Origin of the sequence: Xylanibacillus composti, from assembly GCF_018403685.1 — a bacterium.
In the GTDB taxonomy this organism is placed as follows: Bacteria; Bacillota; Bacilli; order Paenibacillales; family K13; genus Xylanibacillus; species Xylanibacillus composti.
On record NZ_BOVK01000075.1, the window covers coordinates 24424 to 36757 of the forward strand.

Genomic DNA, 12334 nt, shown 5'->3' on the forward strand with positions numbered 1-12334 from the left:
CCTTCACAGCTGTTCTTCTAGTATCAATTGTATTTCAAGCCTTTCTTCGGGATATTCCTCTATTAGCTTATTGTACAACTCATCATTTTTCTCACCAATCTTATAAAGTGATGCTAAATACCATCTTGCAATTTCTCGGTTAATATAATTCTCAAAAAAATTGGACACCCTTACTTCTTTCAATACTTCTATCGCTTCTGGATACCTACCGTCTAAATAAAAAACCTTTCCTAGCGTTAAACCCATTTCAAGTTTGGTATTGTAATTATATCCCCTCATAATATTTTCGGGCATTTGATTATCTTCATATAAACCCCTTAATTTACCTACATATCCCTCCACTTTATCCCAGTAATATCTTTGTTTGAGATTTTCCCCATCTCGCCTTGCATGATCTCCTAACTCTAAATGAAGTTGAATTGCGATTTTATATAGTGTTTCGTCCCAGGGAAAGTATTCGAGGTGTCCATCAATCCATTCAATAGCTTGATCATACTTACCGCTTGCAATATACAGATTGTATTGTTGATGAATCATCTGCAGATTATATCTATCTACTTTACGTACATTCTGCAGCAAATTGCTAGCTTCGTTAGCAAATTGTTCATCTTTCGTCTGTGCGTACAATTGCTGTAGCATGTTTATCTTGAATAAATTATACTCTGGATTATTTCCTTTCAACTTTAATGCTTGATCCAATGGCTTAATTATTTCATTGTAATTTTGGCTCGTTTTTGCGGTTTCAACTGATTGAGAAAACAATTGATTAGCCCGAACAGACAAGGAAGTATTTACAAAAACTACAACCGCTAATATTAACATGGTACTAGGAAAAATTAAATTAAACCTACTGATTTTATTTATATTTGCCGTTTGTAACAAATTTGAATTGTCTCTTGAGACCATGACGCCCAAACAGAAGAAAATCATAACTGATAAATAAACAAAGGACATATCAAAGTCAATTGCGCTGTGAAATAATATCGGGAGTGCGAATGAAGGAAATACCCACTGCAACCTGTTATTTTCATCTAAGGACTCTTTATAATAATTCTTAAAGAAAACAATAAATACATAACCTACCACACACATGAAAACAAGAAAACCCAATATTCCTGTTTCAATCAAATATTTCATATAAAAGGTATGGGTTTGGTTACTTGTGTAAGGGTAGCTTTGATATTGCGAATATAGTCTTGTCCAAGCCCCTCCCCCTGCTCCCAATATAGGCGAGTCTTGAATTATCTCGGTAGCATCTTTAATATAAGTTAAACGGGCATCTTCTTTAATTGCGATATTCGAAAAACCATCTAACCTCTTTTGAATATTATCCGGAAACAGTCCAGATATACTTCCAAAAGTAAAAATAATAAGCCCAACAATAATTACTCCAAAAAGCAATAGGGTTGGTATTACCCAATTTTTTCCCCATCTCACAATGAGTTCACTATTATTCTTTTCCCATTTCCTGAAAAACATGATTTGAAACGCACATATTAGACACGCAAATACTATCGAAATACCAATTAAAATAGACCAACCCTCTATGGATGACGATTGACTACTCTCGCTTTGTACTTTCTCGTGAATTAAAACTATTGGATTATAAAAAATTAAGGATGTACCAAAGGACATAAAAACATAAACCAATATTAACAGTTGCTTTTTCCATTGAAATAGAAATAGAAATAGAATCAAAATAATCCCAAAAGTTGCATATCCGCCTCTTGACAAGGTAAGTACAAACGAAAATATTATTGGGAAAATCATCAAAGCATGAGGAACAATCTCATACCATTTCCTTGCTTTGAGTAAATATAGTAAGCTAATCATTAGAATCGACGTCATAAAAGCGGCATAGGTATTTGGATATTGAAATACCCCTGCCATTCGACCATTTAATACTGCGTCCTGATACTCTGCATTCCCAAACCAATTCATCCATCCATATATAACAACCACATATCCAGATACGACTATACCATAACGCAATATCACTGTAACGGCATTATTACTGGTAAAATAAGCTCCTATTAAGAAAAAAATCGCACACAAAATTTGAATATACAGTTCAATTGAGGCCAGATGCTTTGAAGTTGCGTTCATCATTGATAAAAGATAACATATCGGAATGAACCACACCGCTATTGCTAGAATATCACGATGGTTTTGTAGCTTCCATTTGGTAAATAGATAAATAGAAACAATTATTAGTGCTACGGATCCCCACATTACCGCTGTGTAAATTGGTCTTTCAAAAAAGAAACTATTTCCGTTGAATAACCCTTTATAGAAAGGTGCAATAAATATAAAAGCCAATGCAAAGGACAATATTAACCAAAATAAAAAACTTTGATGAGCCTTTTCTTCTTGCATATTTCCTTTTACCATTTGAATAAAACTCCTCCAAGTTTTTTTACGACAAGAGAATTTTTCAATGATAGCACAGAAACAAATTCCTACCTACACTGACGCTAAATTCTTTAATCAAAACTGTCTTCTTAATTACCAGCAATTATTTTCACATCATTATATTTCATCATAAATATATTTTCTTTATACTGGCCTATTTGGTTGCGATTTTGCTCTCCCAGTAAATTGTTTACTATCATCGAAGGGAAATTCACTCCACATTCATAAGCATGTGGATATCCTCCGCCAAATCGAGGATTTATCTCAGAGATATAGTATTGACCGTTTTGTTTAAAGATATCAATGTCGATCGGTCCGATAAGTCCTGTTTTCTCCACAAATCGATAAATCATATTGAATAATTCTTCATCTTTGATTGATCTGGACTTGTCTGTCTCACCGGCCCTCATTTTTAGTTTTTCTTTTGCAAACATTGATACAGGTTCTCTAGTGAACATATCTATATACACATCAATACCGTACTCTTTACCCTTCATTAATTCCTGTATCATTAAGTCGTTATAACGCTCGAACAACATATCAACCTCCTCTAATGAAGAAGCTTTGTTTAGATTTAAGCTTGCACTACCCTTAATCGGCTTAACGAATACAGGAAAGTTGATATTACCATTCGTGAGTTCCAAAATAAATTGTTCCTTATCTATAAAACTCTTCATAGTATTAAAGCCACTTCCGACTAAATATTGATACATGCTATACTTGTTGAAGCACATCTCTGTGACTTCATATTCAGAAACAATCGGGATTGTCCCGATCTCTAAAAAGCTTTTTCTATTCTTCGCAATTATAGATAACTCTGGGTCTATTAGGGATAGAACGCCTTTTATTTCATTCTCACTGCAAATTTGTAATATTGTTTCCAGATAATTATTGTCATCAATTGTAGGTACAATAAAATACTTATCGGCATCATATAAAGCAGGTGCAAATGGACTGGAGTCTGCCGCCATAACCATTCCCTTACCCGCTAATTCGTTTTTGAAATATTGTACGATCTTGTTCCTCGTACCACAACTTAGGATTAATATATTAATTTTCTCACCCATTCAATAACGCCCCCAAATTGTCAAAAAAAAGAGGTGTACCACCTGTATGAATAAATAAAATGTTTTTGTTCGTAATTCTCTTTTTTCGAATATACGATTTCATTCCCCAAAACGCCTTTCCGGTATAAGTCAAATCCAAAGGAATGCATTCCTTTATCATTATATCTTTTACTGTATGAATAACTGAATCATTTATTGTTCCGTATCCATCAATTATATAATCATCAATAAATTCAATAGAATTTTCGGAGATTCCCTCACTTTTCAACTTTCTTCCATTCAGATAACTTTTTACACTTTCAATCACTATCTCTTTTCCTCTAGGATTTTTCCGAGCAATACTTACGCCTACAATTTCCTTCTTATGTCCATTTATTATATTGCCACATACTAAACCAGCCTGTGTTGTACCTGTGCCGGAAGCATGAAATATCATATCAAAACTTATGTTTTGGCTCCTTTCATATTCCACAATTTCATTATAGGCTTCAACATATGCTTGAGTTCCTATATCTCCATGCCCACCACCTTGTATAAAGTAAGGTAAATACCCCAAACTCCTTAAATGGCTTATTTGATTATTGATTGTTTCTTGAACTTCGTGTAACTGACACTTCACTATATTCGCACCGAACATTAGAATCAGTTCAGTATTATTACTTCTGCCATTGGTCCCATTAGGCGATATTATATAACACGGTATATTGTTGACAGCAGCAATATTAGCTATCACTCTACAGTGATTGGATTTCTCACTGCCGTAAGTAATAACACAATTTGCACCATTTCTCTTGATGTCTTCAAAAAACAAGAGAGCCTTGCGCAATTTATTTCCGCCAAATGATAGAGGTAATAAATCATCCCTCTTCACATAAATTGTGTTCCCAAAAAACTCGTCCTCGAGTTTCTGAATCGGCGTATGGCAATCCAGTCTAATTTTCATTTATGTTTACACCGTTACTATTCTTTATATAGAGTTTCACATCTAGAGCATAAATAAATCTATCAATGTATCTCCCATTGTAAATTAGATCTTTCTTCAGTAATCCTTCCTTTTCAAAGCCAACTTTTCTGAAAAACTCCTGAGCTCTTACATTTCCGATTTCAGTAAATAGGTAAATTTTTTCTAGCCCTAGTGTCTTGTTTGCTTCACGAATTAAGAGATCAGTTGCCTGTAATGCTACACCTTTACCTAGATATGCTGATTCGCCTATACAAATATAATACTCAGCTTTTCTGTTTCGTTTATCAATATTTAAAAATCCGATGATTCCTACAGGTTTATTTTGATAGAAAATCGTATAGTCTATTCGATCGTGTCTTTCTTCCAGAGTCTCATACCATTTTTCTGTTTTTTCTTCAGTTAACGGCAGATCATAATGCAGGTACTTATTGATCGCAGGATCATTTATCCACTTTACCTTAAAAGGAATATCTCTTTTTTCGAATTTCCTAATATTAATCATTGTCAGCTCTCCTGCAATTCGTATATTGATTTTCAGACAAATATATATTTTCTCGTTTCAATAACTTAAAAATCGTTCCAATCATTATTTTAATATCCATTTTGATAGTAAAACTTTTTACATATTGAAGGTCAATAAGGATTCTCTCATCCCACGAAACCGAGTTTCTAACCGTTATCTGAGATAATCCAGTAATACCAGGTTTCATACTGAACCTGACTTTTTGTTCTTCACTGTAATCTTCATAATTGTATGGATGATGAGGCACCGGCGGCCTGGGGCCTACCAAACTCATATCACCCTTCAACACATTTATTAATTGGGGGAGTTCATCCAAACTTGTATCGCGAAGCACTCTTCCAATTCTCGTAATTCTCGAATCTTGGTTACCTCTAACCTTCAATCCATCTCCGATGTTCTCCGCTCCCACAATCATCGTTCTAAATTTAATTATTTCAAACACCTGTCCTTCTTTACCTAATCTTAACTGCTTGTAAAAAATACTGCCTTTAGAGTCCAGTTTAATCAAAATAGCAATCAGAAACAGAATCGGACTTAAGAATAAGAGTGCCAAAAAACTACCGAAAACATCAATTATCCTTTTGATGAATAGTCTACCAATCTCCAAGAAGCCCCACCCCAGCATTTCCTTAAATTATTAATCTATTTTTTCTTCAAGAGTTGCAACAATCTCCATAGAAGCCTTTATTTTTTCGAGCAACTGCTTTCGGTCCACTTCTGATTTGTCTATGTCATGTTGATAGGACGGAACAATATCCTTTAATAGAGATCTAATATCGACTGAATATCGACCACTTGTGTTATTGACTAAAAGTTCAATCTTCCTGAGCTGATTATTCAACTTATTTTGATTTAAATCAGAGGATCTTCCCACAAATATACGATCGTGTTTCGTAGCAACCGCACCTTCTTCATTGGTTAACAATTCTTCGTACAATTTTTCTCCTGGCCGCATTCCTGTAAACTCAATTTGTATGTCCTTACCAGGTTCCAAGCCAGATAGCCGGATTAAATCGTGCGCAAGATCCGCTATTTTCACAGGCTTACCCATGTCTAATATAAAGGTTTCCCCCCCCCTTCGTAAGTGCACCAGCTTGAATCACAAGCTGAACCGCCTCTGGGATCGTCATGAAATAACGAATCATCTCCGGATGAGTGACTGTAACCGGCCCACCTTGGGCAATCTGTCTCTTAAATAATGGAATGACACTTCCCCTACTGCCCAAAACATTACCGAAACGAACTGCAGCAAATGATGTCTGACTTTGTGCATTCAAATGCTGGATAACCATTTCTGCAACTCGTTTGGTAGCACCCATTACACTGGTAGGATTGACAGCTTTATCTGTTGAGACTAACACAAATTTTTTCGTTCCATGTTCATCCGCACATTCCGCAACGATCTTTGTTCCTAGAATATTGTTCTTGATAGCTTCTATTGGATTTTGTTCCATTAAAGGTACATGCTTGTGTGCTGCTGCGTGGAAGACAACTTCCGGTTTATGTGTAATAAAGACTTCTTCCAGTCTGGGTTTATCCTGCACATCAGCAATAATAGGAAATAGCGCTAATTTAGGATAATCCTTCTTCAATTCCATCTCAATTTGGTATATACTGTTTTCTCCATGCCCCAACAAAATTAATCGTTTCGGCTGTACATTTGCTACTTGTCGGCATATTTCGGAGCCAATCGAACCACCAGCTCCTGTGACAAGTACTACTTTACCTCTAAGATAGCCAGCAATCTCTTCCATATCCACTTGGACTGGTTCTCTTCCAAGAAGATCTTCCACACTCACATCTCGAATCATATTTATTGTAAATTTACCATGAATCAGATCGTTAACTCTCGGTATTATTTTAATCTGGGTATTTGTCTCTTTACATATGTTAATGATATCCAAGATCTCTGTGCGTGAAGATGATGGGAGAGCTATAATAATATCCTGTATGCCATATTTCCGTACTACTTGTGGTATATTATGTCTTGTACCTACAATTGGGACGCCCATTAACTCGCTTTTCTGTTTATGGGGATCATCGTCAATAAATGCAATAGGATATAAATCAGCTTTGTTGTGTTTAAGTTCTCTAACTACCAGTACTCCAGCCTCCCCTGCACCCACTATTAATGCTTTGCGGTGATGTGGCTGTATCTTCATGTAATTATCACGGAAAATTCGCCATAGAAATCGGGAAGCACCGACAGACATAAAGATTAATATCGTTGAAAGCAGATAAATACTTCTCGGTACTACGATATGCGCGTAAAAATAATGAACTATAAATTGATGAATGGTATAAAAAAATACTGAACCTAATATTGCTCCCTTGAAGATCGAAATCAAATCACCTACGCTTGCATATTGCCAAATGCGTTTGTAAATCTTGAATGAATAAAAGCTAATAAGCATAAGCACAATGTAAATAGGAATAACATAAGGCAAAACGTTAAAGTATCTATCAACTATTTGAAAATCAAATCTCAATAGGTATGCAGCAAAAACTGATCCAGCAATCAACATGGCGTCATTTATTATTAGCGCTGCTATTCTTCCTAACTTCGTCATATCCAATGCCTCCTAAAGCAAAAAACTCATCACATTCCACTTGTGAAAGTAATGAGTTATGGAGTTCTTTAATTGATTTCTATTGATTCCTGACTTTTAACAGCTCTTTCTGCTCTCATATAGTGCATGACTAAAATCACGAAAATACTGATCATTATTCCTATAACCACTGAAATGGCTATGTTGAGTGTTTTATTCGGCGCAACTGGTTCAGATGGCTCTAATGCAGGTGCTATAAATACTGCATTAAATCCACTTAATAAGCGCTGTGAATTATTCGTATTAAGATCTTCCCGCAGAAGCTGCTGTTCTAATTCAGAGATAATGTTGTTATGTCTCTCAATCTCTTCTTCATAGTTTTGTTTACTTGTCCGTTGCCGAGTCAACTCCAGTGTGATTTCCGAAATTTGTGACTTCAGACTTGTATAGAGTGGATTAATTGTTTCACTCTCTAGTTGCAACGCTCCTAATTCCCGCTCATTGATCGAGGTTCCTTCGCTAATAATAGCACGTAAATAATCTTCATCTGCTAAGGTTTGTTTGGTAATCAACTTTTCTGGTGTATTCACTAACTGTGAATTCGCTTCTTCCAATTCGAATGTTTTCACTTTAATCGAGTCTTCCAAAGTCTCAAGTTCTTTCCGTGCATTTACTATGAGCTGTGAACGGTCAGATATTTCAAATCTGGCCCCCATCTCAAATGCCATTAGGTTCGAAATATCAGTTATTAGTTCCGGTTTTGGGCCATTTACCCGTAAATTAATATTATTTGTGTTTTCTACTACTTCAACTTTAATACTTTTACGGACTGAATTAATCGAGTACTCATCATGTGGCAAATCTAGTTTATTAATAATTCGATTCATCGCTACATCCGTTTTCAGAGATTCTGCAATGGAATTTAAGTATAACTTATGATTCATTTGATCGAGTTGTGAAAGGTCAACACGCACTGTAGAGACTGCCTCGTAAGTAGGAGATATTATTAAAAAACTGAATATACCTGTTATAATGACCGATACAGCTGTTATCGCAGCTATAATCCATTTTCCCTTCCAAAGCACCTCAAGAATTTCCCTCAGACTAATTTCATCTTGCACGTCGATCTCTCCTCATTATAACTCAATCTAATTTCTAATTTTCAACATAGTTCGATATATGCAATTCCATTATACCTTCCATGCATATCAATCACAAGCTCTCTATGGAAAATGGATAAATCGTCATAATTTAGGAGAACAAATCTCATCTTTCTATCATCCGAAGAAAACGCTTTCCATATACTGTTCTACTTTTTATAAACCTTCCATATTCCCTTCCTGTATCATTTATGATATTATGGCTAATGTCTATTTATTACTTTTCTGAAAAATGATCTATTTTTTCTTAAATCTATTGAAAGGAGGTGAAATGCAAATGAAAAAGACTATACTTACCAAAACAGCTAGTTCTATGGCTGCAATTATGCTTCTGTCTTTATTGCTTCCGATTCTAGCCTTTGCTGGAGCATTCTTCGGTGATTTTATCGAAAATGCGGACGGGACAGTTACTGGTGATGTGTATTTCCACAGTAGTCTGGGTATTGATGATGAAACGAATACTGTATCCATTGCAGTATATTCAGCTGATCATAAATTCTTGGAAACGGTGACATCAGTAACGTACAGTACTTATCGTGACGGATACTACCACTTCAGCTTTGATTATGATTTCACAGTTAGCGGTGTGGTATACGATCCTGTTTACTTCAAGTACTTCTATCCGACGGAATTGGATTTAGAACCTACTGTAAGCCGTTTGGTTTACAAGCCGGAAGTGACTCAAGCTCCGCAACCGCCGCGTCGTAACACTGGTGGTGGAGGTGGCGGCGGCGTATTCTCTTCGGTGAATAACGGCGTAATCACACTTACCGGTACTGAGGTATCTGCTTCCGATCTGGAGCAAGCTTTCAAGCAGAGCAGTCATGTAGTTGTGAAGATTAGCGGTGATACGGTTCTTTTGCCAGTATCTGCAATGATCAATGCTCCTGCAGGAGCTACTATCACCATCGAAGGTGATGGCGTTACTTATACGCTCCCACTCGCTGTCTTTGATTTCGATCAGTTGGCTGACTCCCTAGGTGTTGATGTCGTTGATATGAAAATTAAAGTAGAGATGAAGAAGGTAGCTGGAAGTATCGCTGATGCAGTAGCGGCAGCAGTAGAAGCTGCTGGTGCGAAAGCAGTTGCTGATACAATTGAATTCAAAGTGTCTGCTGAAGGAAACGGCAATTCAGTTGCGGTTAATTCGTTTGGCAACACCTATGTGTCCCGTACAATCTCGCTGAATGAGTCTGTAGATGCTAAGAAAGCCACTGGCGTTGTGTTCAATCCTTCGACAAACAAGCTTTCTTTTGTTCCATCTACTTTCAGTGTTGTCGACGGCAACTCCATCGCGACGCTGAAACGGAACAGCAACAGCATTTACACGGTTATCACTTTGGACAACAGCTTTAGCGACGTACCTGCTAACCATTATGCAGCGGATGATATCACTTTGCTTGCTAATAAGCTGATCGTGTCTGGCGTCTCGGATTCGCAATTTGAACCGAATCGCTCCATTACACGTGCAGAATTCGCAGCATTGGTAGTTCGCTCGCTTGGTCTTCCAACAGGTGCTGGTTCCGCAGCATTTATGGATATTAGCGCTAACGCATGGTACGCTCCTGAAGTAGCAGCAGCTGTAAACGCGGGTATTATCTATGGTTATGAGGACAACACATTCCGTCCGAACAACGCAATATCCCGTGAAGAGCTTGCTGCCATGGTGGTACGTGCATTGGCTTACGCTGGCAAATCGGTTGAGTTGACTGCAGCTCAAGAAGCCCAGGCTCTTGCTCCATTCCAGGATGCGAGCGAGTTGGCCTGGTCTAGAGATGAAGTTGCAGTTGCTGTAAGAGAAGGCATCGTTTACGGAATGTCTGAGACTTCCATCGATGCCAAATCCACAGCTAATCGTGCTCAAGCGGCCGCTATGCTGAAGCGCTATCTCGATAACGTAGGTTTTATCGATTAATTTTATGATGCCCTCAGTCATATTCTATATGTAAATAGAGGGTGTGAATGCTGACAGCAATAGCTGTCAGCATTTTTTCATTATGCTTATCACAAGCCTATTCTTCGCTTCATAATATCTCTTTTCTTGTGTCATCCTTTTCTCCTGTATAAAAAGGACTATTCCTTCCAATCTCTTCATGGTACTATATGAATAGATGCTTAGGAAATAAGGGGGCGACTATCACTATGAATCGCAAGGCCAAAGTAGGACTAGCCATTGCCATAGCATCCTGCTCATTTGCAGCAGGAGTTCATGCATCTGATGGCTTGAAGAAAGTCGAGGCTTTCCTCCGAGATGACTTTCGAATTAGAGTGGATGGTAAGGCGATATCCCTGGATTCCCCACCTCTTGTTTATCAGGGTAAAACCTATTTGCCTGTATCAGATATTGGTCACGCTTTAAGCGCTGAAGTCAAATGGGACGGTTCAACTAAAACCGTGTATATAAACCCGCGTATATATGATATTCAACCAACAACAGTTAAGAATGATCAATTAGACGAGATGAAGATTAGTATATTAAAAGCGATGACTGCAGAGTATTTGGGTGGGACCTACCCTATTCTTGTCAATGATTCTTACGGGGGAGGAAGGTTTTTTCGAGAATTGGACTTGCAGCGAATGGGTGTTAATACTAGCGCCTTGGTAAAGGTCAGGGAAAAGTGGTCAGGAGTCGTCTATATTGCGGAATCCGAAGCCAAAAAAGCTTGGAAAGAACAACCCAAGATTTCATACTCCTTCAATAATCAAGTAGTAGTAACAGAAACGGATGAGAAGAAAGCCCGCGTCTTGCGTAATTTCGACCCGGATGATCCGATCATTCCGAATTTACCCATGGATCAGGAGCCTGATCCCTATTCACCCAGCTATTATTATTCATATGACTACCGATATACACCAGGGGTTCTTTATTCTGTAGACCCCATACCTGGCGAAAGCAATTTGTACCACGCTCTGTATTATAAGGACAATAAGTATATACGATACACACTAACCTTAACTCCTATCGAAAAAAGCGTAAGCAAAGACGGCAGAGCTCAGTTCGAAACTGATTGGTATATCAGTGAATACAAGAGTGAGTATTTAGGTTCACCTTTGGACGAGTATAGTGAAAACTATTTTCCATATTGAAGTTATATAGACCTAGGCCCTGCCTCTCATTAACATCTTCTGATGGACAATGGGAGGTGTTTTTTTATTTAGTAGGATAGACCCATTGTAAATATATTCTTTTGCAGTAAAATTGTATGTGGCGATTACTTAAACTGCCGGCCGGCACATCAACAAAAACAGTCATCCAATAATACAAGGAGGTTTAATTCATGTCTCTTGCAGGAAAATCAAAAAAAGTATCACTTCTTTTGCTTGCATTTGTTGTCGTATCCCTTTGCCTTGCTTCTACTTCGATTGCCGCCAGCGGAATTCAGATTCTTAATCCTGTTAATGGCTATCCTTACCCTCAACCCCCTACTTCAATTGACTTTGAAAAAGCTGACAATGTCAGACACTATCAGCTTGCAATCTCTCAAGTGACAGGAGGCAACTTTGTATATCATTCGGGTGTGCATACTGCTTCATGGGTTCCCTATATCTCTCACGTCATTCCAAGCAATATTCGGGCTCAGATGACTCCCGGAACTTACTTTGTATATATTGAAGGCTACTACAACGGCGGCTATTACAGTTGAGTCCGTATAATTGTG

The 12334-nt window shown here is 37.5% G+C and carries 11 protein-coding genes; 3 read left to right on the plus strand and 8 right to left on the minus strand.

What is annotated here, in order from left to right; all coding sequences use genetic code 11:
- Positions 1-3: 3 nt before the first annotated feature.
- From XYCOK13_RS20185 to XYCOK13_RS20215, 8 genes are all read right to left on the minus strand, one after another.
- Positions 4-2391: an O-antigen ligase family protein gene (locus XYCOK13_RS20185; protein WP_213414051.1), complete on the minus strand. Its 2388-nt coding sequence runs from the start codon at positions 2389-2391 to the stop codon at positions 4-6.
- Between the two features lie 110 nt (positions 2392-2501).
- Positions 2502-3479, minus strand: a complete 978-nt coding sequence (locus tag XYCOK13_RS20190) for an ATP-grasp domain-containing protein (RefSeq protein WP_244865286.1) — start codon at positions 3477-3479, stop codon at positions 2502-2504.
- Complete coding sequence (locus tag XYCOK13_RS20195) at positions 3472-4422, minus strand: 1-aminocyclopropane-1-carboxylate deaminase/D-cysteine desulfhydrase (RefSeq protein WP_213414052.1); 951 nt, start codon at positions 4420-4422, stop codon at positions 3472-3474. The genes XYCOK13_RS20190 and XYCOK13_RS20195 overlap by 8 nt, the downstream gene beginning before the upstream one ends.
- On the minus strand, positions 4412-4945 hold the full coding sequence (locus tag XYCOK13_RS20200; protein ID WP_213414053.1) for a GNAT family N-acetyltransferase: 534 nt from the start codon (positions 4943-4945) through the stop codon (positions 4412-4414). Before XYCOK13_RS20200 ends, XYCOK13_RS20195 begins: the two co-directional genes overlap by 11 nt.
- Positions 4938-5573 (minus strand): sugar transferase, encoded by a 636-nt coding sequence (locus tag XYCOK13_RS20205; protein ID WP_244865287.1) that lies wholly within the window; start codon positions 5571-5573, stop codon positions 4938-4940. The genes XYCOK13_RS20200 and XYCOK13_RS20205 overlap by 8 nt, the downstream gene beginning before the upstream one ends.
- 30 nt (positions 5574-5603) lie before the next feature.
- Positions 5604-6017, minus strand: a complete 414-nt coding sequence (locus XYCOK13_RS22455; protein ID WP_244865288.1) for a polysaccharide biosynthesis protein — start codon at positions 6015-6017, stop codon at positions 5604-5606.
- On the minus strand, positions 6010-7536 hold the full coding sequence (locus XYCOK13_RS20210; RefSeq protein WP_244865289.1) for a polysaccharide biosynthesis protein: 1527 nt from the start codon (positions 7534-7536) through the stop codon (positions 6010-6012). The genes XYCOK13_RS22455 and XYCOK13_RS20210 overlap by 8 nt, the downstream gene beginning before the upstream one ends.
- Before the next feature lie 68 nt (positions 7537-7604).
- Positions 7605-8636, minus strand: coding sequence for a Wzz/FepE/Etk N-terminal domain-containing protein (locus XYCOK13_RS20215; RefSeq protein ID WP_213414055.1), 1032 nt, complete (start codon positions 8634-8636; stop codon positions 7605-7607).
- A 316-nt stretch (positions 8637-8952) separates the two neighbouring features.
- On the opposite strand from XYCOK13_RS20215, the gene XYCOK13_RS20220 reads away from it, so the two are divergent.
- The 3 genes from XYCOK13_RS20220 to XYCOK13_RS20230 all read left to right on the plus strand — a co-directional run bounded on the left by XYCOK13_RS20220 (position 8953) and on the right by XYCOK13_RS20230 (position 12319).
- Positions 8953-10590, plus strand: coding sequence for an S-layer homology domain-containing protein (locus XYCOK13_RS20220; protein WP_213414056.1), 1638 nt, complete (start codon positions 8953-8955; stop codon positions 10588-10590).
- 227 nt (positions 10591-10817) lie between these two features.
- Complete coding sequence (locus XYCOK13_RS20225; RefSeq protein ID WP_213414057.1) at positions 10818-11762, plus strand: copper amine oxidase N-terminal domain-containing protein; 945 nt, start codon at positions 10818-10820, stop codon at positions 11760-11762.
- Positions 11763-11953: 191 nt separating this feature from the next.
- The gene (locus XYCOK13_RS20230) at positions 11954-12319 is read left to right on the plus strand and encodes a hypothetical protein (protein WP_213414058.1); all 366 of its coding nucleotides are present in this window, start codon (positions 11954-11956) and stop codon (positions 12317-12319) included.
- Positions 12320-12334: the final 15 nt, after the last annotated feature.

What these genes read in the sequence shown, in the direction of transcription:
- XYCOK13_RS20185 (WP_213414051.1), bottom strand. Translation starts at nt 2,391, where the DNA reads ATGGTAAAAGGAAATATGCAAGAAGAAAAGGCTCATCAAAGTTTTTTA.
- XYCOK13_RS20190 (WP_244865286.1), bottom strand. Translation starts at nt 3,479, where the DNA reads ATGGGTGAGAAAATTAATATATTAATCCTAAGTTGTGGTACGAGGAAC.
- XYCOK13_RS20195 (WP_213414052.1), bottom strand. Translation starts at nt 4,422, where the DNA reads ATGAAAATTAGACTGGATTGCCATACGCCGATTCAGAAACTCGAGGAC.
- XYCOK13_RS20200 (WP_213414053.1), bottom strand. Translation starts at nt 4,945, where the DNA reads ATGATTAATATTAGGAAATTCGAAAAAAGAGATATTCCTTTTAAGGTA.
- XYCOK13_RS22455 (WP_244865288.1), bottom strand. Translation starts at nt 6,017, where the DNA reads ATGGGTAAGCCTGTGAAAATAGCGGATCTTGCGCACGATTTAATCCGG.
- XYCOK13_RS20210 (WP_244865289.1), bottom strand. Translation starts at nt 7,536, where the DNA reads ATGACGAAGTTAGGAAGAATAGCAGCGCTAATAATAAATGACGCCATG.
- XYCOK13_RS20220 (WP_213414056.1), top strand. Translation starts at nt 8,953, where the DNA reads ATGAAAAAGACTATACTTACCAAAACAGCTAGTTCTATGGCTGCAATT.
- XYCOK13_RS20225 (WP_213414057.1), top strand. Translation starts at nt 10,818, where the DNA reads ATGAATCGCAAGGCCAAAGTAGGACTAGCCATTGCCATAGCATCCTGC.
- XYCOK13_RS20230 (WP_213414058.1), top strand. Translation starts at nt 11,954, where the DNA reads ATGTCTCTTGCAGGAAAATCAAAAAAAGTATCACTTCTTTTGCTTGCA.